The sequence below is a fragment of the Rothia nasimurium genome (genome assembly GCF_928392795.1).
GTDB classification, from domain to species: Bacteria; Actinomycetota; Actinomycetes; order Actinomycetales; family Micrococcaceae; genus Rothia; species Rothia nasimurium_F.
Genome location: NZ_CAKMTJ010000002.1, coordinates 135428 through 161785, shown reverse-complemented (window position 1 = coordinate 161785; position 26358 = coordinate 135428). Strand labels below are relative to the sequence as shown.

The following is a 26358-nucleotide window of genomic DNA, read 5'->3' as shown; positions in this document are numbered from 1 at the left end:
CCGCGCGTCCGCGTCCGCCTGCCCACTCTGCGGGCGCCCCTTTGCGCAGGTGAGCGCCTACCCGTCCTAAAATAGGGAGGGAACACACTCACCTACCATCGGGAGATTTCATGCCAAGGTTCTCACGCGCGACCAAGACCGTGCTGGCCCTGCTTGCGGGCGGGGCGGCCATTATCGGTATTGGCGCTACCAACCACGCTACCCCTGCCCGTGTGGCGCCGCTGTTGGGTAGTTCGTCCTCGTCGTCGCAGAAGCAGGGCGGACGTTCCTCCACCAGTTCGCAGATCAGCGGCAGTTCCAAGGAGTACGCCGAGATTTGCTACGACCCGGGCACCGGGCAGCGTCTTGAGAACTCCGAGTGCGAGGACGGCAGCGGCTCAGGTTCCAGCAGCAGTGGCGGCGGGGGCGGCACCGGGCGCTCCTACTGGGTGCCCTATTCTTCGTCATCGACCCTGCCCAAGGTGGGTGAGAAGGTGGCAGGCGGGTCGGAGATTCGCCCGTCCGATGGCACGATCTTCCGTAACCTGCCTTCGCAGGGCGGCGGGTTTGCCGAGTCTTTCCGCGAGTCAAAGAGCTCTTATACCGTGGAAAATTCGCAGGTTAAATCGAGCCAGAGCGGGGACTCCTACGGCGGTTTCAACCAGGATGCCAAGAAAGACACCACCACCAAGAAGAGTCGCGGCGGCTTTGGCGGCGGGTCGAAGACCGGCGGCGGAACCAAGGGAGGCTAAGGCCAATGAGACGACTGTCCTTCCCCCTGGGCCGCCATAACTGGGAGCAGACTATCGCCGCTGAGGGACTGGTCTATTCGCTCGAAGGCCCCGACGACACCGACCACTACTGGAACGAGTTTGCTGCCTACGAATTCACCGTGGCTGAGGCCCTCTGGCTGCAGGAGCAGGTCGAAGAGGCCCACCGCATGTGCGTTGCTGCCATCGACCACATCATTGCCGGCCCCCTCAAGTACAAGCTGGGGCTAAGCGACGCTGCGCTGAAACTGGCGATCGATTCCTGGCGCTGGCACGAATACGACTTCTACGGCCGCTTTGATTTTGTCTACAACCCCGAGACTCACGCGCTCAAAATTCTGGAATACAACGCCGATACTCCCACCGGCCTGGTGGAGGCGGCGGTCAGCCAGTCCACCTGGTTCAATGACCAGCGCCTGGATTTGCGCGGCTTCAAAGAGTGGAACGACCTGGGTAACGCCTTTGTCGCCCGCTGGGCGCAGATCCGTCAGCGGGTCAAGCACCCGGTTCTGCACCTGGCCTGCGTGAACGAAGACATCGACGAGCTCGGCGAGGACCTTGAAAACCTCAAGGTCGTAGCCCACGCCGCGCACATGGCGGGCTGGGAAACCCACATCATGCGCATCGATGACCTCTACTGGGACGCCGACCGCCGCATCTGGCTCGATCACCACGACCGGCAGGTGCACAACCTCTTCAAGCTCTACCCGTGGGAAGACATGGTTGAGGACGCCTACGGGCAGGTCCTCTTCGAGGGCGGCTACGCTGCCATGGAGAACTGGTTTGAGCCTGCCTGGAAGATGTTCCTCTCCAACAAGGTGCTGATGGTCGCTCTCTGGGAGCTCTTTCCGGGGCACCCGCTGTTGCTGCCGGCGTCCTTATCTGCTCACCACGGCTTCACCGACTGGGTGAAGAAACCCATCTTTGGGCGGGAGGGCGACGGTATCGTGGTGAACGCCCCGACCCACGGGGTGCAGGTTGCCCACACCGACGGCTACATGACCGAAACCGCCGCCGACCACGAGTACATCTACCAGCAGTACGTGCAGCCACCCAACTTCACCGGGGACGCCGGCGAACCCAACTACCCCATCATCGGGGCCTGGGTGGTGGGCGGACGCTCCGTGGGCTTCGGCGTGCGCGAATCAGACGGGGCAATTACCGACGGCTACTGCCGGTTCGTGCCGACGGTGCTCAAGTAAGCGAATAGGTGAAGCAGGCTCGCGCTCGCTGTGAGCCTGCGCCACCTAACTTTCTGAGCGCACCTCATAGGTACGATAGAGGCATGACAGCCCACCACCCCGTTTTCGTTTACGGCACCCTGCGCCCCGGCATGAGCAATAATCGCTGGTTCCGCGGGGCTGATTCCAACCGCACCGATGCGACTATTACCGGCTACGAGCTGGTCACGAACGGCTCCTACCCCTACCTGCTCCCGGCGTCCGCATCGGTCGGCAGCGACGCCGCCGGGCAGGACGCCCCGGTGGTGCGCGGCACCCTGGTCTTTGTAGACCCCGCCGACTGGGAGGCCGTTGCTGCCTCCCTCGATGAGCTTGAGGGAACCGACCCCGCGCGTCCTGTGCACGATGACAACCTCTACAACCGGGTACTGGCCGAGGTTGTGACGGACGCCGGTGAGCCGGTCACCGCCTGGGTCTACATTCCGCCGGTGAGCAAGCAGGCGCAGCTGCGCGAGCGCTACCCCCTGGTGCCGGGCGGCGAGTGGACCGAGTAAATGCCCCCTTTTGATTTTGAGCCAGAAACCTGGTTCCGTGTGATTGATGTTGCCGCTATTGTCACCAACGGTCTGTTGGGTGGGGCGGTTGCCCGCGCCCACCGTTTCGATATTGTGGGGTTCATTATTTTCTCGGTCATTACAGCGATGGGCGGGGGCATTATTCGTGATGTTTTGCTCGATACCGGTTTTCCCGTTGCTCTGACCGATAGCTACTATTGGGTGGCTGCGCTGGGGTCTGCGGCTCTGGCCTATCTGATGGATTTTGGGTCCCGCTGGGCTGACCGCACCCTGCTCGTGGCGGATTTTCTGGGCATGGGCTGTTGGACCGCCACCGGAACCATCAAGGCCCTCGCCCTGGGGCTGCACTGGCTGCCGGCGATTGCCCTGGGTGTGGTGACGGCTGTGGGCGGTGGGGCCCTGCGCGACATTATGGTCAACCGTATTCCGGCGATTCTGGGCGGGAGCCCACTCTATGCCACGGTGGCTTTTGTGGGGGCTTCTGAGGTTGCCCTGTGCGTGGTTTTGTGGAATCAGCAGGTTCTGGGCATGGCTCTTTCTATTGTGACTTGCCTGGTTATGGGTATTTTGGCGCGGTGGCGCCGCTGGCAGTTGCCGGAGCCGGTTCAGCTCAAGGTGCCCCGGCCCCGTTTGCGGTTAGGACGCCGTCGCCCAGCTGGGCGCGACCGGTGGGTTCCCGGAGCCCCGCTGACCCAGGAGATGCGGATTATCGACGAAGAAACAGCCCGAGCCCACCGCGAGGGGCGGCTGTAAGGGATACTTTTACGGTTTTCACAGTATAAAATGATGGATCTAAGAAATACCCCTTTGACCTAGTCAAAGGTAAATTTTGCCAGGGTCACGCAGCCGTAGCCCTCAACGGGAGCAAAGCCTCTGCCCCGGTAGAGGTCGATGACGTGCTGGTTGCTAGGGTGGGTGTCTGTGGTGATGTAGACCTGGCGGACGCCGCCGACGGCAGCCAGCGCCATGTCGAGCAGGCGGGAACCAAGGCCGGACTTCTGAAAGTCCGGGTTGATGAGTAGGTCTTGAATATAGCTGATGCTGACCCCATCGCCGACAACCCGCACTAGCCCGGCGAGTCGGCCGGTGGCGTCCTCGCGGGCTACCGCCAGGTAAAGGCTACCGGTGCACATGGGCACCAGGTCTTCAGGGTGGTCGGTGTAAGCGCTCCACCCAACAGAGGTGTAGAGGTCTACCAGTTCCTGCTGGCTAGGTACCAGACCTACTGAAAAAGTAAAAGCGATGTTCATGGGCAAAACTTTACCGTGCGCTTATCCCTGAAAATACTCCCAGCTTCTTCATCACAGAAAGCAAGCCCAGAACAATATCCTATTGTTGAAAGTACAGCCGTTTGCCATACTGGAAAGCACAGTAAGGAGAGAACCTATGACCGTGCATGTTGAGTTTACAGCTACTGAAGAGGCACAGCTACAGAGTCTTTCTTCCGCTCTTGGTACGAGCACCGAAGAGCTAGTGCGTTCTGCTGTACTTAATTATCTTGAGCAGCAGGAAGAACAGGTATGGGCACAGCAGGCGTTGGCGCGCTTCGAGGCAGACGGCCGTGAGACCCGCCCCGCCCAGGAATTGTGGGATGAGCTCGGGGTCTGAATGTGGCCTGGCAATTAGTACTGGCAAAAGAGTTTGAACGATCGATTAGAAAGCTCGATAAGCCGGATATTCGTAGAATTAAGACTTACCTTGACCAGGTAGTTCAGTTAGATAATCCGAGGGACCGGGGAAAAGCGCTGACAGCTGACAAGGTTGGCCTGTGGCGTTATCGTGTAGGAAATTTTCGAGTACTCGTAAAATTTGAAGATCAGCAGATGCAAGTTATTGCTCTCGATGTTGGTCACCGCTCAACAATTTACCGATAGTCTTCTAAGCTCCTCTGGTATTAAAAAATCACCCCGCCTTTTCTCTCTTCACCCTAGTGATTATCTCGGGGTGAAGAGAGAAAGGACGGGGTGAAGTCGTTTCTGCGGCGCTCTGGCCGGCATCGCTACGTCCAGGCCGCCCCTAGCGCCCCGGCAACCTAGATACGGTAGTCCGTCATTTCGAAGATCTGTAGGAAGCGCTGGATGCGTTCGTTGTCGGAGGCGAAGAAGGCTTCGGGGGCACCGTTGTAGAGCACGCTACCGCCGTCGAGGAAGACGATACGGTCGGCAACCCGGCGGGCAAAGGCCATATTGTGGGTAACAACCACCAGGGAGCGCTTTTCGCGGGCCAGGTCGATGAGCACACGAATAACCTCGGCTTCAAGCTCGGGGTCAAGAGCAGAGGTGGGCTCGTCAAAGAGCAGGTAGTCGGGGGCAACAGCCAGGGCGCGGGCGATGGCGACGCGCTGCTGCTGGCCGCCGGAGAGGTTATCGGGGTAGGAGTCTGCCTTATGCCCCAACCCCACCTTCTCCAGCAGGTCACGCGCGAGCTGGGCGGCGGCGTCCTTACCCATCTTGCCGTTGAGCACCGGGGCCAGAGCCACGTTCTGCTCAGCGGTGTAGTGGGGGAAGAGGTTGAAGTTCTGGAAGACCATGGCCGAGTGCTTGCGGATGGTTCGTACCTGCTCGTCGCTCAGGCCGGCGGCGAAGTCCACCGAGTCGCCCTCGATGGTCAGGACGCCGGACTCGGGGGTTTCGAGCAGGTTCAGGCAGCGCAGCAGGGTGGACTTACCCGAGCCGGAGGGCCCGAGAATAACCGTGGTTTCGCCGTTGTCGAGGTCGAGGGAGATGTCGCGCAGAATGGTGTTCTCGCCGAAGCTTTTGGTGAGGTTCTTCAGGCTAAGCATGGGAGCTCCTTAGATAACGGCTGGTGCGCTTCTCCAGGGCACGCTGGGCGATGGAAAGAAGGGTGAAGATGACCAGGTAGATGGCGGCTACTTCAAGGTACATGGCCAGCGGTTCGAAGGTGCGGGCGGCGACCTGCTTGCCGGACTGGAAAAGGTCGACCATGGAGATGACCGATACCAGGGAGGTGCCCTTGACCAGGTCAATCAGGTCGTTGCCCAGCGGGGGTAGGGCAATGCGGGTGGCCTGCGGGATGACGACGTGGCGCAGGGTCTGCATCTTGGTGAAGTTGAGGGTGCGGGCGGCTTCGAACTGGCCGCGCGGTATTGAGGCGTAGGCTGAGCGGAAGGTTTCGGCCACGTAGGCACCGGTGTTGAGGCTCAGCGCGATGATGGCGGCGGGCCAGGTGTCGAGGGTAATGCCGACGCGGGGTAGCCCGTAGAACACCAGGAAGAGCTGCACTAGAAGCGGGGTGCCGCGGAAGAACCACACGAAGGCTGTGGCTAGCCAGTTGAGCGGGTTGTAGCGGCTGAGGTTGCGGGCGGCGGTGGCCAGCAGACCCAGTACCAGCGCGAGGACGAAGGAGATGAGGGTCAGCGGGATGGTCACCTGCACGGTGGCCAGCAGCAGGGAGGGCAGGGATTGTGCCCAGAGTTCTAGGTAGCGGTCCATAGTGTTCTACGGGTTACTTTCGGTTCGGACGCCGGGGTTCGGCTTGCCGGGGCCGGGTTAGGCCTTGGGGCTGAGGTCGATGCCAACGTACTTTTCGTAGATGGCCTTGAAGTCGCCGTTCTCCAGGTGCTTGGCGATGGAGTCGTTGATGGCGGTCTGCAGGGTGGTTGCGCCCTTGGGCATCAGGATTGCTGATTCGGAGGCGTCGCCGAGCACGCCGTCGAGCAGGCGGATGGGTGCGTCGGGGTGCTGTTCCTGGTAGTAGGCGAAGGTGACGGCGTCGTTACCGCAGGCGTCCACGCGGCCGGTGAGTACCTGTTCGATGGCTTCGTCGAAGCCGGTAACGATGGTCATCTGGGCGCCTGCTTCTTCGAGCAGGGTGCGGAAGTTAGAGGTCTCTGATGAGGCTGCGGTGGCGCCGTTGAGGTCGGCGATGGTCTGCAGTTCTGAGTCCTGCAGGACGGCGACCTTACCTTCTGAGGCGACGTAGGGGTTGGAGAAGTCGTACTTCTGCTTGCGCTCTTCGGTGGGTGAGACGTTGTTGATGACGATGTCGTAGCGGTCGGCGTCGACACCGGCGATCAGGGAGTCCCAGGGGGTTTCGGTGTATTCGGCGGTGACGCCCAGGTCGGCGGCGATGAGGTCGCCGATTTCCTTTTCCATGCCGACGAGTTCGCCGGCTTCGTTGTGGTAGTTCCAGGGGGCGAAGGTGCCTTCGAAGCCGATGCGGATTTTACCGGCGTCCTTGATGGCCTGCAGCTTGTCTGCTGCTGCGGCGGAGGAGCCGGAGGTGGTGGAGGATGAGGAGCCGCAGGCTGCCAGGGCCAGGGCGAGGGCGGACGCGCCAGCGGCGGAGAGCGCGGTACGGCGGGTGATGTTCTGCATGGGTGTACCTTTCGGTGATTGTGTTTGTTGTGGGGAAGGCTTAGGCGGCGTCGAGGGCGCCGATGATGTCGGCGCGCAGATCATCGACGTCCTCAATACCAACAGCTACGCGCACCAGGCGGGTGGTGAGGCCTGCGTCGTCGCGGTCTTCTGGGGAGTAGGCGCCCTGGGTCATGGTGGTGGGCAGGCAGACCAGGGATTCGATGCCGCCGAGGGAGACGGCGAAGGTGAAGACCTGTAGGGCATCGAGGAAGGCCTTGATGTCGTAGCCTTCTTTGACGGTGAAGGAGAAGAGGGCGCCCTTGCCGGTGGCCTGTTCGGCCTGGATCTTAGCTTCTTCGGCGCTGTAGGAGCCGGGGAAGTAGACGGTGTCAACGGCGGGGTGGGCGGCGACAGCCTCGATGATGGCTTCGGCGTTGGCCTGCTGGCGCTCCATGCGCAGGGCCAGGGTCTTGACGTTCTGCAGCAGGCGGTAGGAGTCGATGGGTGAGAGCACGCCGCCGGAGATTAGCTGGGCCTTGAAGAGCTTATCGGCCAACTCTGCGTTGTTGGTGGTGGCGACGCCCGCGAGCAGGTCGCCGTGGCCGGCCAGGTACTTGGTGGCTGACTGCACGACGATGTCGGCACCCAGTTCCAGGGGCTTTTGCAGGTAGGGGGTCATGACGGTGTTATCAACGACCAGCAGGGCCCCGTGGCGGTGGGTTAGCTCGGCGACCTTCTTGATGTCGGTGACGCGCAGGGTGGGGTTGGAGGGGGTCTCAATGAAGACCATGCCCACGTTCTTGCCTTCAAAGTGGGCGTCGGAGAGGGTGGTGAGGTCGTAGACCAGTTCGTGCGCGACTCCGCGCTTGGGCAGTTCGATGGTGGCGAATCGGTAGTTGCCGCCGTAGACGGGCATGCCCATGAGTAGGGTCTGGCCGTGTTCCAGGATTCCCATAGCTGCGGCGGTAGCCCCCATGCCGGAGGCGTAGAGGAAGGCGTGCTCGGCGCCCTCGATGGCGGCGAGGGTGGTTTCTGCCTTGGAGCGGGTGGGGTTACCGCCGCGCTGGTATTCAAAGGGGCCTTCGGTGCCGTCGGTGGGCTGGCCGAAGGTGGAGGCGGTGTAAATCGGGGGTACAACGGCCTGCTCTTCATTAGAGTGCACGGCGTGAATTGCGCGGGTGGTAAAGCCTGCCACGGTGATTCCTTTCGGTATCAAGAAAAAGCGTATTTATAGAGCCTATACCTGCTATCTGCAAGGCAGAGAATTAATGTTACGCATTTATGACGTCACTCTTGGGCAAATACAAGAGGTATAGCCAAGGGCACATCGGCTCGGTGACCCAGACCCCACAAGCCCACTACCCCGCCCCAAAACCGCCCACAGCCGGTATTCTTAAAGAAGAGGTGCGGGCTCTGCGCCCCCTTCGTCTGCTATCACTTGAGGACGATACCGCCACCTCACACATCCCCTCAGACACCACACAAAGAGTTCTCTATGCCTGTCTCCCCCATTCATCGCCGCACCCTCATTCAGGGCGCAGCCTGGTCTGCTCCCACCATCATTGCCAGCTCGGCGGTGCCCGCCTACGCCGCATCAACGCCGTCCGCTGACCTTTTTGCCACCCTGGCGGCAGAACTAGGCGGTATCTCCTTTACCGAGTCGCAGACGGTCTACGACTCCCTCTCACCCACCGTGCGCTTCACCGATATCACCAACAAGCGCCTAGAGATTTCCCGCCACACCGGGCGTCCTTTTAGCTCCGTGACCGAGGCTGAGGCCCTGGCCGCGCTGCGCCCCGAGGTGCTCAAGGTTACCGGCCTTGAAAAGCAGTTCAACGTCTCAAAGCTGCTGGCCCAGAATACCCTCACCGCCATTGCTGCCAACCCCCTCTACGCCCACCTCTCAGAGGCAGAGCGCGAAACCCTCATCACCAACAAAGTGAGCGGGCGCAAGGAGCAGTTCCTACTGGGCCTGGCCTACCTGCGGTCACTCTATTCTTTCGAGCTAGGTGGTGTGAACGTAGCAGAAGCCCTCATCACCGACCCCGCACAGTTCGGTATCACAGGGGTTGACCCGGTTGACTACATTCTCAACATCGGCTCCCAGCGGGCCAATGTGCTGGCCTTCAGCAACTCCCCCACCGCCCACCGCACCGTGGTGCGTCTGCCCGAACTCACCAGCTTTATCGCAGACCGGGCAGGCACCAGCGACCTAGATGCCTGGATGCGGGAGCAGAGCGGGGCCATCATTGCGGACGACGCCGCCCCGCTCTACAGCAAGCTGGCGGCAGACCCTGCCACCCAACGTTTTATTCTGCCCCTGCTCTCGCAGGAAACCGACGGGGTATACGTTGCGACCACCCCGGCGTCTATCACCTTCGGCCACACCTACACCTACGTAGACCCTGCCACCGCGGGGAGCAGTACGGCCGAGAAAACCGCCTTTATTGACGAACTCAACCGCCGGGCAGCCGAACAAAACGCCTTTGTGGAACTCTGGACCCGGCTTACCCCCTCCTACGCCGGTGAACTCACCGGCAACCGCCTGGCGATTGACACCTTCCAGGGCTACAAGGCCCAGAACATCTCAGCCTCCTGGCTGCCCAAGACCAATCCCGGGGCTATCAGCGACTTCTTCGCACCCCTCAACCTCTGGGCACCCTACACCCAGGCAACCGCCCAGGCTGAGGGCACCGGCATGCGCTACTTCATGGGTAAGGCTATCTCTGCCAACGGCGTGACCACCTACGGCCACGAGATGACCCACCTGATTGACGACACCCTGCTCACCAACGGCGGCGGCCTGCGCGATGGCTTCGGCCCCGAGACGATTGCCCGCGGTATCTTCGAGGGCCCCGATAGCCCCACCTCAGCTATCGTTGGCTTCAACCAGTACTTTGACTGGACGGCCGTCCCCGACCGCCTGCACAACGGCAGCCCCGAGCAGTTCGCCACCAAGCAGGACCTCTCAGCCTACATGCGCTCCCAGCTCGATACCCTCTATCTGCTCGATGCCCTTGAAGCAGAAGCTATCCTGCGCCGCCCGGCCGAGGAGCGTGCCGTCCTGCTCAACCGCCTGAGCCAGACCCCGCGCGGCACCACCGGCCACACCGATGACACCTTCAGTACCATCACCGTGGACGAGGCAGCCGCCCTCTCAACCGTGGAGGACTTCACCACCCAGGGTCTGGTAGTCTCCCGCTACCAGTGGCGCGGTATCAGCACCATCGGCACCGCACCGGCGAACAGCTACTACACCATTCCCCTCTTTGACCCCGCCTACGGCGCCTACACTCCCTCCACAGGGGCGGCAGGCGATATCACCGTCCGCCGTCAGGCCTTCGACCTGCTGGCCTACAAGGGCTACGACGAGGGCATGGTCCCCTACATCTCCAACCAGTACAAGGCCGCTGCGGGCGGGGCCCTGTCGGATAGCTTCATCATGGGGCAGATCGGCATTGCCGACTACGCCGCCGACCGCGCGGCCCGCTACCGCCAGGGGCTTGAGCGGGCGGGGGCATCCGGGGTCTTCCCCTTCACCCACCGCGGCCAGACCATCGCCTCCCTCGATGACCTGCGAGCCCAGTTCGACCAGGCCCTTGCCGCCGACCTGCCCCACCTACAGCAGGCTCGGGCTGGCTCTACCAGCGCTATCTGGTCGGTGACTGCCGTGCGCGAGCTCAAGGCCTCCTTCTACCGGGCAGCTATGCAGCTCTAGAGCCCCCTAGCGTTAGAGCCCGAAGAACTGAAAAAGTCCCGCTCCCTGGTGAGGGAGCGGGACTTTTCTCAAGAAAAGACGCTGTTAGCGGTTGCCTTAGCTGTTGTAGCCAGCGGGTGATACGAAGATCGGTGCGGACGCGGTGGGCAGGTTCACCGAGAAGATGGAGGTGCCCATGCCGTTCCAGCCGCCGTGTACAGCCTGGCCGTTGCCAATGTAAACGGCGATGTGCTGCTGGCCGAAGCCGTTGGACTGGTAAAGAACCAGGTCGCCGGGCTGGGGGTTGCTGGTGACAGTACCCAGGGCCATGTAGTCCATGGGCCAGCCGTGGAAGTTGATGCCAGCGGCGCGCAGGGAGTTGGTTGCCAGCATGGTGCAGTCGGTCTGAGCGTTGACGGCTGCGGCACCCAGGGCGGCTGCTACAACGGCATCGCGCTTAGCCTGGTTGGTGGCGGTGGAAAGAGTGGGGGCTGCTGCGGGTGCAGGAGCGGGAGCCTGGGTTGCTACAGGAGCTACGGTTTCAACGGGTGCAGGAGCAGGAGCTGCTTCTACAACCTCAACAGTCTCGGACTGAACAGCAACAGTGGCTTCTTCAACGGGAGCTTCGACGGGTGCTTCTTCAACAACCGGAGCTTCTACAGGAGCCTCTTCAACGACGGGGGCTTCCTCAACGGGAGCTTCCTCGATAACGGGGGTTGCTTCAACGGGCTTTTCGGGAGCTACGATGTAAGCGGGAACGCCCCAGCTTACGACCTTGCCTTCACCTGCAACGGCGAATGCCTTGAGCAGGGGGGCTGAAACGGCTGCACCGTTGTCTACGGTGGTCTGCGGGGCTTCATTTACCGATGCGTTTGCTGCTGCGAGAACAGCACCGGAGAGGATGACACCTACCGCACCTACTGAGAGTGAACGACGCAATGTTGTACCTTTCGTCTCTTCTTGAGATTTCGCAGCCGGGTTGCTGCTACTGCTGGGTGGCCCGTACGTGGGGTTGTGGGCTCCCATGCTTCCCTCGGAAGCTGATTGGACTCTGAACAGCCTATAACGATTTGGTAACGATGTATACCAAATCGTTATAAAAAGTTGATTTTTCTGCCCTATGTCACGTCTTAATGGGCCCCCGAATAGCCTGGGAATCAGCTGTTAAGACTGGTCACAGCTGGTTACTGGCGAGTAACCTGTGCGGCAAGAACACACCGAAATAATCTGCGACACGGCAACGGCCGGGTCACGATTTCATGACGAAAACCGTGACCCAGCCGACAACTTTCAGGTACTACACAAGCGGACGCGCGCCCGTCCGCCCCCTTGCCCGGGGCTAGTCGCCGCGCAGTTTTAGGCGAGCGTTGGGTAGCTCCGGGGCGGGAATGACAGAGGTGCGGGGCTTTTCGTCGTATTCACCGGGCAGGAGCACCACCCCGCCGAAGCGGGGGTGATCGGCGGTAGCGCTCTGACCGGCGGCAAGGGCACCGTCGGTTACGATGTCAGCACCAGAGGCACCCGCCGGGGCTGTGACGGCCTCGAAGCTGTCAGCCTGGGCGTTCCAGGCGGCGCGGGCCTCAACGATGTCTTCGTGGGTACGACCGATGAAGTTCCACCACATGGTGATTTTTTCACCGAAGGGGGTGCCGCCGAGCAGGATCAGGCGGGTAGCACCGATGGCCTCAATGGTCAGCTCTTCGGTGCCGGATTCGATGAAGAGCATCTCATCAGCGGCGACGCGCTGCCCCTTAATAAGGAGGGCACCGGTATCGACCACAAACCCGTGCTCAAATTCGGGGTTGAGGGTCAGGGTAAGGGTTCGGCGCGGGGCATCTTCTGCCGGGTTCTTGTCGGCCCGGGGGTCTGAGCCGGGAGCGCCCACCAGGATTTCCGCGCCCAACAGGGGCGAGAAGGTGGTGACAGGGGACGAGCCGGTCTTGGTTTCCCCATCGACAGTCACACCCAGCTCCCCCAGGAAGACGCGAGCCTGCACTCCAGCCGGGGCGGACGCGTCCTGCCCGCTCCCCTGCCCGCCGAAGGTGAGGGCTTCGGGCACGAAGTTTTCGAAGGCGGGGGCGGTGTTCATGTCTTGGTGGGGCAGGGCGATCCAGAGTTGGATGCCGTGCAGCACGGTGGTGTCTGGCGTGGAGTATTCGGAGTGGTTGATGCCGTAGCCGGCGGTCATGAGGTTGAGCTCGCCGGGGCGCACGTCGGCGACGGTGCCGAGGGAGTCGCGGTGTTCGATGGTGCCGGTGAAGATCCAGCTGGCGGTTTGCAGGCCGGTGTGGGGGTGCGGGGCGACGCGCATGCCTCCGGTGACGGCGACATCGTCGGGGCCGTAATGGTCGATGAAGCACCAGGCACCCACCATGCGGCGCTCGCGGGAGGGCAGCAGGCGGCGCACGGTCATGGCGCGCAACCCACCCAGGGGCACGGGGCGAGGCTCAATGAGTTTCATAGGTTTAGTGTACGCCGGGGCGGACGGGGTGGGTGGGCCTGAAGGTTGGGGCAAGCGGACGTCAGAGGGGCAGATACGCCGAATGCGACTCCTTTTCCCGAGCGGGCGTTGTTTTAACGTCATATCGGGAAACAAAGTCGCATTCGATGAGCTGCCGGTAAGACCTATGCAGAGCAGAGCTTGCCTCTCCCATGCGAGCTGTTTTCTGTAGTAGTACACATCAGCGGGGAACACCAACTCTTACAACGAATTCGCCACCCTCATCGGGGCTCATCCCCGCACACGCGGGGAACACGATAGACACGACAGGCCGGCGCATCACCCCCGAGGCTCATCCCCGCACACGCGGGGAACACCCAGTCTTTGTCGTCGTCGGTGAGGGCGTCCCAGGCTCATCCCCGCACACGCGGGGAACACTTACCGGCTTGGGCTTGCTGTGGGATTCCATTGGGCTCATCCCCGCACACGCGGGGAACACTCTGGGTAAACTCGCGCGGGGTAACGACCTGAGGGCTCATCCCCGCACACACGGGGAACACATGTAGGGTTCATTTTTCCGCCCGGAAATCTAGGGCTCATCCCCGCACACGCGGGGAACACGGAATGGTTGTTGTTGCTGGGTCGTGCCTGGTGGGCTCATCCCCGCACACGCGGGGAACACACTTCTGTGGGGTCTACTGGTTGGGGGCGGACGGGCTCATCCCCGCACACGCGGGGAACACCAGCTTCATTGATGTCACCTTCACCTTCCCAAAGGCTCATCCCCGCACACGCGGGGAACACTGAAGGCGGCGGCCTCCCTGCCCTCCCGGCGGAGGCTCATCCCCGCACACGCGGGGAACACAACGTCCAGACTCTCGCCACTTCGTTTCTGTCGGGCTCATCCCCGCACACGCGGGGAACACTTCGGGTACGAGCTGCCTGACATGCTGACCGTGGGCTCATCCACGCACACGCGGGGAACACTTTTTCTTTCGTTGGGTGGGGTGAAAAATCGTGGGCTCATCCCCGCACACGCAGGTAGAAAAACTACTGGATAACTTCACAGATAAAGAACTATCGTTGATTGAAGCCTTAGCTAGTGGTATCAATGAATCAAGAAACATCAAAAACTAATCATAATAACAATACATAAAACAGAAAGAGCCGATAAAATGAGAATGCTAATCTCAGATTATCGGCTCTGCGTCTTTGCGTCTGGCTCTGTAATCACAGTTAACTTGAACTGCTTTATATCAACTAAATTTTCCTGTCTACATTTAGGACAATAGAGAGGAAAGTTCTTCAATTCAGTATCTTCCCTTATTTTCAAACGTGTTTTATTTCCACAGATGGGACACAGTACCCACTCACAGTTTATAATAATTATCTTCTCCTTTACATTTAATTCAAATCTGTATTAAAGAATATTTCATCTCGTTTCGTTTAACAAGAAGCCACATTTATATAACAATATAAAATGTGCTAAGTTATTTTATTGAACATATATCGTACTTTATCTATCCGACTATTTGGACGACGGGGCTGACAAACAGATTCACCAGTAGTAACATAGTACCCTTTTAACTCTGTTAAACAAACGCTACGTCCATTTGTAAAGAAAGTTAAATCATTACGATATTCTTGAATACACCGAGCAGGAATTTCTCCACTAAGAATGACCTCATTATTTTTCAGTTGAGTATTTACGATATTTGCACAATATTTGGGAGCATCGTTATATGCTCGTGAAAGATATTCTTGTGGTGCATAAATTTTAAAACTAAGATATGGCTCTAACAATTCTGTTCCAGCTTTTTTTAAAACTTGTTCCAATACAATAGGAGCAAGCATCCGAAAATCTGCTGGGGTACTAACAGGGCTATAGTATAAGCCATACTTAAAACAGATTTTACAGTCCGTCACATTCCAACCATACAATCCTTGTTCACAGCCATATCGTATCCCTTCCATAACTGCATTTTGAAACGATTGATTTAAGTATCCAAGAGAAACCGAGCTCTCATACTGTACTCCGCTCCCTAATGGAAGCGGTGCTACAGAAAGACCAATGGAAGCCCAGAAGGGATTCGGTGGCACTTCGATGTGAATGGTATACTCTGCTTTTTTTAACGGTCTTTCCATATAAATGACTGTAGGCTTTTTTATTTTTACCTCCACATGATACTTTTCTTGCAATAGAGCACAAGTCACTTCCATTTGTACTTTCCCTAAGAAAGAAAGTATGATTTCATGTGTCGTAGAATCCACATAATATTGTAGAAGCGGGTCACTGTCGGAGATTTCTAAAAGTGCATCAAGTAACATTTCCCTTTGTTGAGGTTTGCTCGGTTCAACAGTTGTTTGCAGCAGAGGGAGCGGATTTTCAATTCTCTCTCTCTGTGGCAATAGCTTTGTATCTCCAAGAACACTATTTAGCTTCAAAAACTCATTTTGCAAAATAACAATTTCCCCGGAATAAGCCTTATCAATTTTACATAATTCACCATTTATTGAAGTATACATTTCTGTAATTTTTATTTTTTCCTTTTCCGATATTCTAACCGAATCCCGCAAATGCAGGATTCCGCCATAAAGGCGTACATATGCAAGACGTTGTCTTTCTTCCGAATATTCAATTTTGAAGACATTTCCGCAAAGTTCAGACTTCTTTCTGTATGTTGATGAATAAAATTTATTCGTTATCACTTCTATAAGCTGCTCAATCCCTATGTTGCTTTTTGCGCTTCCATGATAAACAGGGTACAAGGAGCAATTCTGAAATCTTATGCTTTCCTCTTGTTCGAGTTCCAATGCTTCTAATGATTTACCGGACATATATTTCTCTAAAAGGTCATCGTTTCCCTCTATTACCGTATCCCATTGTTCAGATTCGGTAAAGTTCGTCACACACATATTAGGATACAGTTCTACCTTCTGTTTGATTACAATTTCGGCAGAAAGTTTCTCTTTAATATCCTGATAAACCGTTGATAAATCAATTCCATTTTGGTCAATTTTATTGATAAAAAAGATTGTGGGAATCCCCATTTTCCTAAGTGCATGAAATAATATACGAGTTTGTGCTTGTACGCCATCTTTTGCAGAAATCAGTAGAATTGCCCCATCTAAAACTGATAATGAACGATATACTTCTGCTAAGAAATCCATATGTCCTGGCGTGTCTATGATGTTCACCTTCGTATTTTCCCACTGAAAAGAGGTTATTCCTGTCTGAATTGTAATTCCTCTCTGACGTTCTAAAAGCGTATTATCCGTCCTCGTTGTACCTTTGTCCACGCTTCCTAATTCTGTAATCGCTCCACTGTTATATAATAAGCTTTCTGTTAAGGTAGTTTTTCCTGCATCAACATGAGCTAAAACACCTATATTAATAATTTTCATGTGATTTTCCTCCATTCAAAAGCCAAAAAGGCATAAAAAATCCCAGTGACAGATACTCTTATCACTGGGTACAAAAAACTAACCCCTCCTAAATAAGGTGCGGTAACTGCTCTGACCAAATTTTTCATCGAAGAACCGAGTCAAAATAATGTAGCTCGCTGCAGAGTGTGGGGACCACTGGTCTGAAGGTACTGCAGAAGGCACGTTCAAACCCGTTGCACGTATCTGGTCAGCCAGGAAACTATAGCGCGATGACTCGTTGAGCTGACTCGCGAAAGATTGACTAGCTTTGCCTACGTCGTGAGATCCGCACAGGAAAGCCACGAATCGCTGGCAGTCTTCACTCGATAAAGCAAGCTGTTCTTGAATGAACCTACGGTGATTTTCTGAGAGGTAGTGACTCCATAGGTAAGCCCCAACCTGGGCAGAATCCATCATGTGCTGGGGAAGGTTAAGCCAATCAGTACTCTGGTCGTCAGACCGGTCAGTCTTGGCCCATAGACTAGCGGCTTGCGGACTCCAGCTAGGGAAATCATCGGTAAAAAGCTACTTCATCGTCAACCTTCTTCGCGTGGGTACATCAGTTTAGTAGTATCTCCTAGTGCTTAGTAAACACCTTCAAGATTTTTATGTCAACTAGTATATGTGAGAAAATTTTTAGTATCTAGAACCATGTGAAAAGCCCCCCGGCAGTCAAAGCCAGGGGGCAGCCTCATCGACACGAGGAATAGGTACTTGATGCACATCTACTAGGGCTCATCTCCAAACTTCTTTGAAGATCAGTCTCGTGAAGCCCTCATCCTATTTCACCAGCTTTTTCGTGAAGGTGCTACCTACTGGAGCAAGTGCAGACAGCCCTGCCCCTTGCCTCTATCCCCTCCAGAAAAGACCAGCTAAACCAGAGATGACCACCAGCCAGGTGGTCATTTCTGATTTAGGTGGTACCTAGTGCCTAGGCCAGGACCTGCCGCTTGGACGAAATCACGCCGGTCACAAACCCTGCCAGGTGCAGGCCGCCGTGGAAGCGGGCGTGCTCAATCTTCACGCACCGGTCCATCACCACGTTCAGCCCGGCGTCCTCGCCCAGGCGCGCAGCCTCCTCATTCCAGGAGCCCAGCTGCATCCACACCGTCTTCGCGCCCACCTCAATGGCCTCCTGAACCACACCGGGCAGGTCCTCGTTGCGGCGGAAAATCTCCACCAGGTCAGGTGCCTCAGGCAGGTCAGCCAGTGACGCGTACACCTTCTGCCCCAGCACCTCCTTGCCCTTAGCCGCCAAAATCGGGTTCACAAAATACAGGGTGTAAGGGCTCGACGACTGCAAATACGTCGCCACAAAATACGAAGACCGCGAAATCTTGTCAGACATACCCACAATCGCAATGGACTTCGTCTCGTGCAAAATCTTCAGTCGCTCCGGCGCGCTGGGGCCTTCCCAGGTACGAATCTCAGTCACGGCTTAGGCCTCCTTCTTAGGTGCAGGGATCTCGCAGGCAGGTGCGGACGCCGGTGCGGACGCCCCAGCCCCCTCACGCGCTGCGCGCTCGGCAGCGTGGGCGGCGGCGTCCGCCTCCAGCGCCTCCTTTTGGGCAGCTGCCTCAGCTTCGGCAGCTTCGCGGCGGGCCACCAGCTCGTCCGCGCTGGCGGTGCCCACGACCTCACCGGCATGGTTGCGGCCAGAAGCAATGGTCAGGGCCTGGTCGAGGTCCCAGATAATGTCGACGGCGTCTTCCAGACCCACCGAAATACGAATCAGGTCTTCGCCCACGCCACCGGCTGCCAGCTGCTCAGCGGTCAGCTGCTGGTGGGTAGTTGAGGCGGGGTGCAGAATCAGGGTGCGGGCATCGCCAATGTTAGCCAGGTGCGATGCCAGCTGCAGGTTCTTGATGAACTCGGCGCCCACGTCGCGTCCGCCCGCATTCTCGGTGCCGGCAACGCCGAAGGAGAAGACCGACCCAACACCCAGCGGCAGCAGCTTCTGCGCCCGCTCATAGTGGGGGTGATCCGGTAGGCCGGCGTAGTTGACGTAGGAGATGCGGGCGTCCTCGTTTAGCCAGGTGACGACGTCCTTGGCATTGGCCAGGTGGGCATCCATACGCTGGGGCAGGGTCTCAACACCCTGCAACAGGTTGAAAGCCGCCTGGGCTGAGAGGGAGGGGCCGAAGTCACGCAGCTGCTCCGAACGCAGCTTGGTGAGGAAGCCGTACTCGCCGAAGTTACCCCACCAGGAGATGTTGTTGTACGAGGGAATCGGCTCGGTCATGGTAGGGAACTTACCGTTGCCCCAGTTGAAGCGGCCCGACTCGACAACCACACCGCCCAAGGTGGTGCCGTGCCCGCCCAGGAACTTAGTAACCGAGTGAATCACGATGTCAGCGCCGTGTTCGATGGGGCGGATCAGGTAGGGGGTAGAGAGGGTGGCGTCCACGACCAGGGGAATATCGTTCTCGTGGGCAACGCGGGCCAGACCCTCTAGGTCAGCGACCTGCCCCGAGGGGTTAGCCACGATTTCGGTGTAGACAGCCTTGGTTTCAGGACGAATCGCGGCGGCATAGTCGGCCGGGTCAGTGCCGTCCACAAAGGTAGTGTCGATACCGAACCGGCGCAGGGAAACATCCAGCTGGGTGATAGTGCCGCCGTAGAGGTTGGACGAAGCAACAATATGGTCCCCAGCCTGGCAGAGTGCCGCGAAGGTAATGAACTCAGCGGCCATACCCGAAGCGGTCGCCACCGCACCGATACCGCCCTCCAGCGAAGCGATACGCTCTTCCAGCGCCGCCACAGTGGGGTTACCCAGGCGGGAGTAGATATTGCCGTACTTCTGCAGGGCAAAAAGGTTGGCGGCGTCGTCCGCGTCCTTAAAAACAAAGGAGGTGGACTGGTAAATCGGAACCGCACGAGCACCGTGCTCGGCGTCGGGGGTACCGCCCGCGTGCAGGGCACGGGTGCGGAAGCCAAAAGTATGCTCAGCCATGGACTCTCCTGATAGTAGGCCTAGTTATCTACCCTCCATAGTCACCCATGCCCCTCTACCTGCGGTAACTTATTTCACCGTGTGAACAGGTTACGCAGCATTACCGGAAAGGCAGGGCGCCCCATTCCCCACCTCGGCCAGTGTCCACCAAACTCGCGTAACGTCCATCCCGCGCGTAAGCACCGCGCGATTCTAGTAGACGCTGAGCCCCACCAATCTAACGTGACCAAAACCCCCAGCCTCTCTACAAGCTAGCTCATAGGAAAACGCAGGGTTCTACGAGAGAATAGAGAAAGTTTTGTCACCGGGCGGCTGCCCGCACTCGCAGAGAAAGGGCACTCGTGCTCCAGAACATTATCGACTGGGTTATCTCCGTCATGGAGGCTATCGGCTCCCCCGGCGTTGGCCTGGCCGTCTTCCTTGAGAACGTCTTCCCGCCCATCCCCTCCGAGGTTATCCTGCCGCTGGCCGGCTTCACCGCCTCCCAGGGATCCATCAACGTAGTGGCCGCCTTCATCTGGGCGACCGTCGGCTCGCTCACCGGCGCCTACTTCCTCTACTACCTGGGCGCAGCTATCGGCGCTCACCGCCTGCGCAAGATCGCAGCCTGGATGTGGCTGGTCAAGGTTGAGGACGTCGACAACGCCCTGGCCTGGTTCGACAAGTACGGCAAGGCCTCTATTCTGATCGGCCGCGTCATCCCCGGTATTCGTTCGCTCATCTCGATTCCCGCCGGTATCGACCGTATGAACCCTCTGACCTTCGGTCTTTATACCCTGCTCGGTTCTTCTATCTGGAACGCCCTGCTCATCTACTGTGGCTGGGTCCTGGGCGAAAACTGGCACGCTGTTGAAGGCGTCATCGACCAGTACTCAAAGGTGGTCTACGCCCTGGTAGCCCTGGCCCTGGTGGTTGTCTTCATCTGGCTGCTGCGCCGCGCCCGCCAGGAAAAGCGCGACGTAGCCTAACGGCGGGCGTCCGCACGGCTTAGCTGAGCCCCGCGCCCGCACCTGCCCCTCGCCCATGGGGACCTTAAAACCTCAAAGGGACCGCATAATACGCGGTCCCTTTGAGGTTTTAAGGTCCCCATTGAGGAAGTAGGGCACGCTACTTCCACAGGCGGTTGCGGGCGTGCACCACCGATGGGCGAATCTGAATCCAATCCGCACAGGGCAGACGCAGAGCCTTCTCACACCCAGACAGGGCGGTAATAATCGACTCGCAGCGTTTATTGAACTCAGAGACATGCCCCTTATCCACAATCTGCCCGGGGAAGTGCCGGTGCATCTTCGACACAGAATCCGACGACTCCTGCAACCCGTGCCCGGTATGCCCCGGGATATGCTTCACCAGCACCCGGCGCTCCCGAATGGCCTCGGTCAGCCGCTCCATCTCGTCCAGAACCTGCTGGTTCTGCACCCCCTCTTCAACCCAGGTGTTATAGACCCAGCGGTTGTGCGCCAGGCGCAGCACAAAGGTCAGAGCCCCCAGCGAATCGGTGTGAATAATCAGCTGGCGGCCACCGTGGTAGAAGATATTAAAAGCAGCCAGCATAGCCGAGAGCTCCCCGGTCATAATGTTCGTAGCATCATAGTGGGAGTGGAAGAAGAAGCCGTCTTCGCTCACCCCGCCGATACCCATGCGTCCGCCCTTTAAATACTTCTTATTATTGGTTGACCGGAACGAACAGTCGGTAAAGACGCTGTACTCCACCAGCTTCTCTACCGGCAGCTGGGCGGTGTTCTTCTCAAGCTCGGTATGGGCCAGACGCGAGGCCTCGTCCATAAAGTGCGGCATGAGCTCACCTGCCGGGGTGCCGATGAGCTTCACGTGAATCTCGCCCAGAGAGTGCGACTCGTAGGGGTTCATGACCTTATCAATGGACCGGTATTCCAAGAAATCGCGGAAGGCCGTGAACTTGCGGAAGAGCAACTTGAGGTAGTGCTTATCAGCTGCCACGGTGATGAGGTTGGTCTTATACTCCTCGGGAATGGCGTCCATGGTCGCCAGAATCGCACGGCCCAGCATGTCGGTGTGTACGGTGTCGCAGGGGTCCATGAGGCTGTGTGTCAGAGACTCAGCCACAGGTTCGCTCTCAATGACCTCTCGCTCGCCATTTTCGCGCGAGATAAAAGCGAAGGACGTCAGCCCCACATGGCAGTCACCGGCTGCTCGCACCTGGTCCATGACCACCACGATGACAGCCACACCCTGCTCGGTGAAGCCTGCCGGGTAGGAGCTGGTGTAATCCGGCGGCTCCCAGGTCAGCTCACATTTCTTGATATGTGCAGGCGTAATTTCCACATTATTCATCTCCTAAGGGGTGTCTATAGTTGTTTTGCTTACTCTTTAAAGCTATACCAACTCCACGTCGTTTTGCCAACAGGTGAGGGGCATCGGAGCCCTCTTCACTCTCTCGGTGAACGCCCACTAGCTTCGCGGAGCGTCCACCCAGCGCGTAGGCACTGCGCGAGTCTGGTAAGCACTCGCGCGGAGCGGGCGAGCGGACGGACGCCGAAACAACCCGGCAGGAGATAAACCGGGCAGGGCTACAGAACCCCCAACACAAGGACGCCCGCCCCGGCTTGCGTAAGCCGGGGCGGGGCGTCCTGATTTTGGGTGAAAACCGAGGTTTACTCGGGGACGATGCGCACGGCGCCCTTGTCGGCGCTGGTCACCATGGAGGCGTAGGCGCGCAGGGCGCTGGAGACCTGACGCTCACGGGGTTTGGTGGGCTTCCAGGGGGCCGGGCCCTTCTTGGCGCGACGCTCGGCCAGAACCTCGTCGGATACGTTCACGCGCAGGATGCGGTTATGAACATCGATCTCAATCTCATCCCCGTGCTCAATCAGGCCCACAGCGCCACCGGCTGCTGCCTCGGGAGAGATGTGGCCGATGGAGATACCGGAAGTGCCGCCCGAGAAGCGTCCGTCGGTAATCAGGGCGCACTTCTTACCCAGGCCCAGGCCCTTGAGGTAGGAGGTGGGGTAGAGCATTTCCTGCATGCCGGGGCCGCCCTTGGGGCCCTCGTACTGGATGACGACGATGTCGCCCTCCTTCACGTTCTTCGACAGGATCTCGAAGACGGCCTCATCCTGGGACTCCACCACAAAAGCCTTACCAACGAAATGGAAGAGCTCCTCGTCGATACCGGCGCTCTTGATGATGGCGCCGTCTTCGGCGATGTTGCCGTAGAGAACCGCCAGGCCGCCGTCCTTGGTGTAGGCGTGCTCAACGGCGCGGATGCAGCCGTTCTCGGCGTCCGTCTCGTGGGACTCGTACTTGTTGGCGGTGGAGAAGGCCTGGGTGGTGCGGACGCCACCCGGGGCAGCTAGGAAGAGCTCCTTGGCGGTGTCGGTGGCGGCACCGGAGCGAATGTCCCAGTCAGAGAGCCACTGCTGAAGGGAGTCGGCGTGCACGGAGTGGACGTCGCGGTTCAGCAGACCGGCGCGATCCAGCTCACCGAGCAGGGCGGGAATACCGCCTGCGCGGTGCACGTGCTCGATGTGGTACTTGGTGGAGTTGGGGGCTACCTTGGCCAGGCAGGGCACCTTGCGGGAAATCGCGTCGATGTCGCGCAGAGTGAAGTCAACGCCGGCTTCGTGAGCAATCGCCAGAATATGCAGAACGGTGTTGGTGGAGCCACCCATGGCAACGTCCAGGGCCATGGCGTTCTCGAAGGCTGCCTTGGTAGCGATGGAGCGCGGTAGGACGGACTCGTCGTCCTGCTCGTAGTAGCGCTTGGCCAGCTCTACAATCTTGGCGCCTGCTTCGAGGAAGAGCTGCTTGCGGGCGACCTGGGTGGCCAGGGTGGTGCCGTTACCGGGCAGGGCCAGGCCGATGGCCTCATTCAGGCAGTTCATGGAGTTTGCGGTGAACATACCGGCGCAGGAGCCGCAGGTGGGGCAGGCATTCTTTTCAACCTGGGCTAGGGCGTCGTCGCTGACGCTGTCGTCCACGGCCATGACCATGGCGTCCACCAGGTCAAGGCGGTGCTCAACGACGCCCTCAATGCCTTCGCCGGATTCCATGGGCCCGCCGGAGACGAAGATGACGGGGATGTTCAGGCGCATAGCTGCCAGGAGCATACCGGGGGTGATCTTGTCGCAGTTGGAGATACAGACCAGGGCGTCAGCGCGGTGGGCGTTGACCATGTACTCCACGGAGTCGGCGATCAGGTCGCGGGAGGGCAGGGAGTAGAGCATGCCGTCGTGGCCCATGGCGATACCGTCGTCCACGGCGATGGTGTTGAACTCTTTGGCTACACCGCCGGCTTCGCGGATAGCACCGGCGACGAGTTCGCCCATATTTTTGAGGTGCACGTGGCCGGGCACGAACTGGGTGAAGGAGTTGGCGATGGCGATGATGGGCTTGCCGAAGTCGTCGTCGCCCATGCCGGTGGCGCGCCAGAGGGCACGGGCGCCGGCCATGTTTCTACCGTGGGTGGATGTACGCGAGCGCAGTTCAGGCATCGATAGCTCCCAAGAAAGTTTGTGGTTGGAGGTTTGGGTACTAGTCTACGCCTGAGCGCGGGCAGTCCACAGGGTGGGAAGCGGCGTTCTCATATAGTGAAGATAGGGGCGGACGGTCTCTCCCCCACTCCCCTGCCAAGGGGCAGGGACGGCAGGACGGGCGTCCGCGGGACGCTACTCCAGTAAGCCTCGCATAAATCTCAGCGCATATTCCAGAAGCTGGGGGTGGCTATCGTCAACTAGGGTAAATCCAAAGCGCTCAAAGGCCCGTTGAGACTTTGTATTTCTGCGGTCGATAGCGCAGGTCATGATGTCACTGGTGAGGTCTTTAAATTTGGGGTGCTCTTGGGCTGTGATAACGCATTGCTGAATAAGCTGTTGTGCAATTCCCTGGTTTTGGGCGTGGGCGGCCGTAGAGATATAGGTAATGTCGAAGACATCATCATAGGGGCGATATGTAATGAGAGCGGCAGCTGCTATCTGCTTCTCCAAGAAAGCTCCGATAGAGACCTTGTAGGGATCTCGGGCAATTTTCTGGGGCTGAGTTTCCCGGACGAAGCTTTGAACCTTTAGCTCCCATTCCGCGGGGTGTGAAGCGGTGTGGTAGTGCCGCTTGGCAGGGTAGGTGCAGACCCATTGTTGAAGGGCCGGTATATCGCTTGTGCTGAGCTCTCGAAAATACACGTAGGCCCCTAGTTTTTGAGGGCTAATCCTACTGGGGTAGGCTCGAGCTGCTCAAGGGCTCTACGATGCTGAGCCGAAAAAGCCCGGTTCTGCTGGGTTTCGTATTCCGATGCGAGGGTTTTTCGCTCTGCATCCGTTAGGCCGTCGTTCCCGATAGCCGTGGTGTGATGGCGCAGAACTTTTTGCAGGGTTTGACGGGCCGCTCGATGAGTGGGCTGCCAGCGAGTTGCATCTTTAGCGTTTACGGTCATAGTTCTGCTCCTTTCCTTGGTCTTGTTGTTTCGAGTCTAACAAGTAGCTCTTGGGGATGACTAGGGGCGGACGGTTCCGCACCGTTCCCTCTCAAAGGGGACCTTAAAACTTAAAAGGGACCGCATAATATGAGGTCCTTTTTAGGTTTTGCGGTCCCCTTGCGATGAGGCAGGCGCTCATGACGCGCGTATGACGCGCAGCCGTCACTGTAGTTCATTTTTGAAATGTGCCGTCTTAGACCGAAAAGAGTTTGGGGGTTTACCGGGTGCGGGTGTTAGCTGGAGTCAAGGCCGCTGACGCAAGCAGCCTCTACAGCCGTAGGACTACCCCAGGAGCAGATCATGCCCATCAATACCGACCGTATTCTGACCACCCACGTTGGTTCCCTGCCGCGCAGCCAGCGCCTGATTGAAGCAAATGCCGCCCGCCGCGATGGCAGCATCGACGAGGCAGATTTCCAGCAGATTCTGACCGAGGAAACCCAGGCAGTGATTGACCGCCAGGTTGAGATCGGTATCGACATTGTGAACGACGGCGAGTACGGGCATGCCATGAGTCAGGCGGTGGACTACGGTGCCTGGTGGCACTACTCTTTTGCCCGCACCGGCGGTTTGAAGCTGCTGACCGAGGGCAACCCCGCGAACGAGGTGCACCGCTCCGAGCCTGGCAAGCTCAAGTACACCAGCTTTGCCGACCGCCGCGACTGGACCCGTTTCCAGGACTTTTACACCGCAGAGCTCGACCTGGGCAACGACCCAGACCGCAGTTTCCCCGTCACCGTTGCCCCGCTGACCTACCAGGGGCAGGACGAGGTGGGGCGGGACGTCCGCAACCTCACCGCAGCGACCGAGGGCAAGGGGGTGCACAGCGCTTTTGTGGCGGCCCTGTCGCCGGGCTCTGCTGCTCGCGTGGGTAACCTCTACTACCCCACCGATAAGGAGCACATCTACGCCTGGGCCGACGTGCTGAAGGAAGAGTACAAGGCCATCACCGATGCCGGCTTTACCCTGCAAATCGACGACCCGTCGGTGGCTGAGGGCTGGGACCAGATTAACCCTGAGCCCAGCGTCCGCGACTACCTTGATTTTATTCAGGTGGCGGTTGATGCCCTCAACTACGCGCTGGAGGATATTCCGACCGAGCAGACCCGCTTCCACCTCTGCTGGGGGTCCTGGCACGGGCCTCACAGCACCGACCTGGAATTCAAGCACCTGGCCGACACCCTGCTGTCTATTGACGCAGCCGGTTACACCTTTGAGGCCGCTAACGCGCGGCACGCCCACGAGTGGAAGGTCTGGGAGAACCTGGAGCTGCCCGAGGGCAAGTACGTGATTCCAGGTGTTGTCTCGCACTCGACCAACCTGATTGAGCACCCTGAGCTGGTTGCCCAGCGCATCGAGCAGTTTGCTCAGGTGGTGGGCAAGGAGAACGTGGTGGCGTCAACCGACTGCGGTCTGGGCGGACGCCTGCACCCCGACCTTGCCTGGGCCAAGCTGGAATCACTGACGGCAGGCGCCCGTATCGCCAGCGAGCGCCTCTTCGGCTAGGACTAGGGCTAAACCCCACCCCACCGTTAAAGGGGACCGCATAACTTCAAAGGGACCTCATAA

General features: G+C 58.6%; 24 protein-coding genes, 2 pseudogenes and 1 CRISPR repeat array. Of the genes and pseudogenes, 10 read left to right on the top strand and 16 right to left on the bottom strand.

Annotated features, from left to right (window positions below):
- Positions 1 to 110: 110 nt before the first annotated feature.
- The 4 genes from L6963_RS03565 to L6963_RS03550 all read left to right on the top strand — a co-directional run bounded on the left by L6963_RS03565 (position 111) and on the right by L6963_RS03550 (position 3258).
- Positions 111 to 731, top strand: a complete 621-nt coding sequence (locus L6963_RS03565) for a hypothetical protein (protein WP_237207011.1) — start codon at positions 111 to 113, stop codon at positions 729 to 731.
- 5 nt (positions 732 to 736) lie between these two features.
- Positions 737 to 1951: a glutathionylspermidine synthase family protein gene (locus L6963_RS03560; protein ID WP_237207010.1), complete on the top strand. Its 1215-nt coding sequence runs from the start codon at positions 737 to 739 to the stop codon at positions 1949 to 1951.
- 83 nt (positions 1952 to 2034) lie between these two features.
- Entirely contained in the window at positions 2035 to 2484 is a 450-nt protein-coding gene (locus L6963_RS03555) for a gamma-glutamylcyclotransferase family protein (RefSeq protein ID WP_237207009.1), read from the top strand.
- A complete protein-coding gene (locus tag L6963_RS03550) occupies positions 2485 to 3258 on the top strand; it encodes a trimeric intracellular cation channel family protein (protein WP_237207008.1) in 774 nt (257 codons plus the stop codon).
- Between the two features lie 59 nt (positions 3259 to 3317).
- On the opposite strand, the gene L6963_RS03545 is transcribed toward L6963_RS03550, so the two are convergent.
- Positions 3318 to 3755: a GNAT family N-acetyltransferase gene (locus tag L6963_RS03545; protein ID WP_237207007.1), complete on the bottom strand. Its 438-nt coding sequence runs from the start codon at positions 3753 to 3755 to the stop codon at positions 3318 to 3320.
- 136 nt (positions 3756 to 3891) lie between these two features.
- Between L6963_RS03545 and L6963_RS03540 the strand changes: the two genes are divergently transcribed.
- Positions 3892 to 4113, top strand: a complete 222-nt coding sequence (locus tag L6963_RS03540) for a DUF6290 family protein (RefSeq protein WP_237196733.1) — start codon at positions 3892 to 3894, stop codon at positions 4111 to 4113.
- A gap of 2 nt (positions 4114 to 4115) precedes the next feature.
- The gene (locus tag L6963_RS11880; RefSeq protein WP_283489840.1) at positions 4116 to 4379 is read left to right on the top strand and encodes a type II toxin-antitoxin system RelE family toxin; all 264 of its coding nucleotides are present in this window, start codon (positions 4116 to 4118) and stop codon (positions 4377 to 4379) included.
- A gap of 158 nt (positions 4380 to 4537) precedes the next feature.
- On the opposite strand, the gene L6963_RS03535 is transcribed toward L6963_RS11880, so the two are convergent.
- Genes L6963_RS03535 through L6963_RS03520 form a run of 4 tightly spaced genes read right to left on the bottom strand, consistent with a single transcriptional unit; the run spans position 4538 to position 8019 of the window.
- Positions 4538 to 5287 (bottom strand): amino acid ABC transporter ATP-binding protein, encoded by a 750-nt coding sequence (locus tag L6963_RS03535; protein WP_237207006.1) that lies wholly within the window; start codon positions 5285 to 5287, stop codon positions 4538 to 4540.
- On the bottom strand, positions 5280 to 5957 hold the full coding sequence (locus L6963_RS03530) for an amino acid ABC transporter permease (RefSeq protein ID WP_237207005.1): 678 nt from the start codon (positions 5955 to 5957) through the stop codon (positions 5280 to 5282). Before L6963_RS03530 ends, L6963_RS03535 begins: the two co-directional genes overlap by 8 nt.
- Positions 5958 to 6014: 57 nt before the next feature.
- Positions 6015 to 6842, bottom strand: coding sequence for a transporter substrate-binding domain-containing protein (locus L6963_RS03525; RefSeq protein ID WP_237207004.1), 828 nt, complete (start codon positions 6840 to 6842; stop codon positions 6015 to 6017).
- A 40-nt stretch (positions 6843 to 6882) separates the two neighbouring features.
- Positions 6883 to 8019: a trans-sulfuration enzyme family protein gene (locus tag L6963_RS03520; RefSeq protein ID WP_237207003.1), complete on the bottom strand. Its 1137-nt coding sequence runs from the start codon at positions 8017 to 8019 to the stop codon at positions 6883 to 6885.
- A 300-nt stretch (positions 8020 to 8319) separates the two neighbouring features.
- Between L6963_RS03520 and L6963_RS03515 the strand changes: the two genes are divergently transcribed.
- A complete protein-coding gene (locus L6963_RS03515) occupies positions 8320 to 10542 on the top strand; it encodes a ZmpA/ZmpB/ZmpC family metallo-endopeptidase (RefSeq protein ID WP_237207002.1) in 2223 nt (740 codons plus the stop codon).
- Between the two features lie 96 nt (positions 10543 to 10638).
- Here the strand turns inward: L6963_RS03515 and L6963_RS03510 are convergent, their stop codons facing one another.
- Both L6963_RS03510 and L6963_RS03505 read right to left on the bottom strand, forming a co-directional pair.
- Positions 10639 to 11460, bottom strand: a complete 822-nt coding sequence (locus L6963_RS03510; RefSeq protein ID WP_237207001.1) for an NlpC/P60 family protein — start codon at positions 11458 to 11460, stop codon at positions 10639 to 10641.
- Between the two features lie 400 nt (positions 11461 to 11860).
- Complete coding sequence (locus L6963_RS03505) at positions 11861 to 12982, bottom strand: pirin family protein (RefSeq protein ID WP_237207000.1); 1122 nt, start codon at positions 12980 to 12982, stop codon at positions 11861 to 11863.
- Positions 12983 to 13249: 267 nt separating this feature from the next.
- Positions 13250 to 14009: a CRISPR direct-repeat array (repeat unit 28 nt; unit sequence GGCTCATCCCCGCACACGCGGGGAACAC).
- Positions 14010 to 14014: 5 nt separating this feature from the next.
- On the opposite strand from L6963_RS03505, the gene L6963_RS11875 reads away from it, so the two are divergent.
- Positions 14015 to 14098, top strand: coding sequence for a hypothetical protein (locus L6963_RS11875; RefSeq protein ID WP_369126953.1), 84 nt, complete (start codon positions 14015 to 14017; stop codon positions 14096 to 14098).
- Positions 14099 to 14156: 58 nt separating this feature from the next.
- Here the strand turns inward: L6963_RS11875 and L6963_RS03500 are convergent, their stop codons facing one another.
- The 6 genes and pseudogenes from L6963_RS03500 to L6963_RS03485 form a co-directional block, all read right to left on the bottom strand.
- Entirely contained in the window at positions 14157 to 14324 is a 168-nt protein-coding gene (locus L6963_RS03500; RefSeq protein WP_002319681.1) for a cysteine-rich KTR domain-containing protein, read from the bottom strand.
- Between the two features lie 122 nt (positions 14325 to 14446).
- Positions 14447 to 16366: a tetracycline resistance ribosomal protection protein Tet(M) gene (gene tet(M) / locus L6963_RS03495; protein WP_002364936.1), complete on the bottom strand. Its 1920-nt coding sequence runs from the start codon at positions 16364 to 16366 to the stop codon at positions 14447 to 14449.
- A gap of 15 nt (positions 16367 to 16381) precedes the next feature.
- A pseudogene (locus L6963_RS11870) lies at positions 16382 to 16435 on the bottom strand (hypothetical protein); the annotation flags it as partial.
- 9 nt (positions 16436 to 16444) lie between these two features.
- Positions 16445 to 16852: pseudogene (locus L6963_RS11865) on the bottom strand (HD domain-containing protein); the annotation flags it as partial.
- A 466-nt stretch (positions 16853 to 17318) separates the two neighbouring features.
- Entirely contained in the window at positions 17319 to 17822 is a 504-nt protein-coding gene (locus L6963_RS03490) for a CoA-binding protein (protein ID WP_135012911.1), read from the bottom strand.
- 3 nt (positions 17823 to 17825) lie between these two features.
- On the bottom strand, positions 17826 to 19340 hold the full coding sequence (locus L6963_RS03485; RefSeq protein ID WP_237206999.1) for an O-acetylhomoserine aminocarboxypropyltransferase/cysteine synthase family protein: 1515 nt from the start codon (positions 19338 to 19340) through the stop codon (positions 17826 to 17828).
- 341 nt (positions 19341 to 19681) lie between these two features.
- Here L6963_RS03485 and L6963_RS03480 point away from each other — a divergent pair, with 341 nt between their 5' ends.
- On the top strand, positions 19682 to 20308 hold the full coding sequence (locus L6963_RS03480) for a DedA family protein (protein ID WP_237206998.1): 627 nt from the start codon (positions 19682 to 19684) through the stop codon (positions 20306 to 20308).
- 139 nt (positions 20309 to 20447) lie between these two features.
- Here L6963_RS03480 and L6963_RS03475 read toward each other — a convergent pair whose 3' ends face one another.
- The 3 genes from L6963_RS03475 to L6963_RS03465 all read right to left on the bottom strand — a co-directional run bounded on the left by L6963_RS03475 (position 20448) and on the right by L6963_RS03465 (position 24496).
- Entirely contained in the window at positions 20448 to 21653 is a 1206-nt protein-coding gene (locus L6963_RS03475; protein WP_237206997.1) for an RNase H family protein, read from the bottom strand.
- A 320-nt stretch (positions 21654 to 21973) separates the two neighbouring features.
- The gene (ilvD, locus tag L6963_RS03470) at positions 21974 to 23812 is read right to left on the bottom strand and encodes a dihydroxy-acid dehydratase (protein ID WP_237206996.1); all 1839 of its coding nucleotides are present in this window, start codon (positions 23810 to 23812) and stop codon (positions 21974 to 21976) included.
- Between the two features lie 174 nt (positions 23813 to 23986).
- Positions 23987 to 24496: a GNAT family N-acetyltransferase gene (locus L6963_RS03465; RefSeq protein ID WP_237186221.1), complete on the bottom strand. Its 510-nt coding sequence runs from the start codon at positions 24494 to 24496 to the stop codon at positions 23987 to 23989.
- 593 nt (positions 24497 to 25089) lie between these two features.
- Here L6963_RS03465 and L6963_RS03460 point away from each other — a divergent pair.
- Positions 25090 to 26295: a cobalamin-independent methionine synthase II family protein gene (locus tag L6963_RS03460; protein WP_237196709.1), complete on the top strand. Its 1206-nt coding sequence runs from the start codon at positions 25090 to 25092 to the stop codon at positions 26293 to 26295.
- Positions 26296 to 26358: the final 63 nt, after the last annotated feature.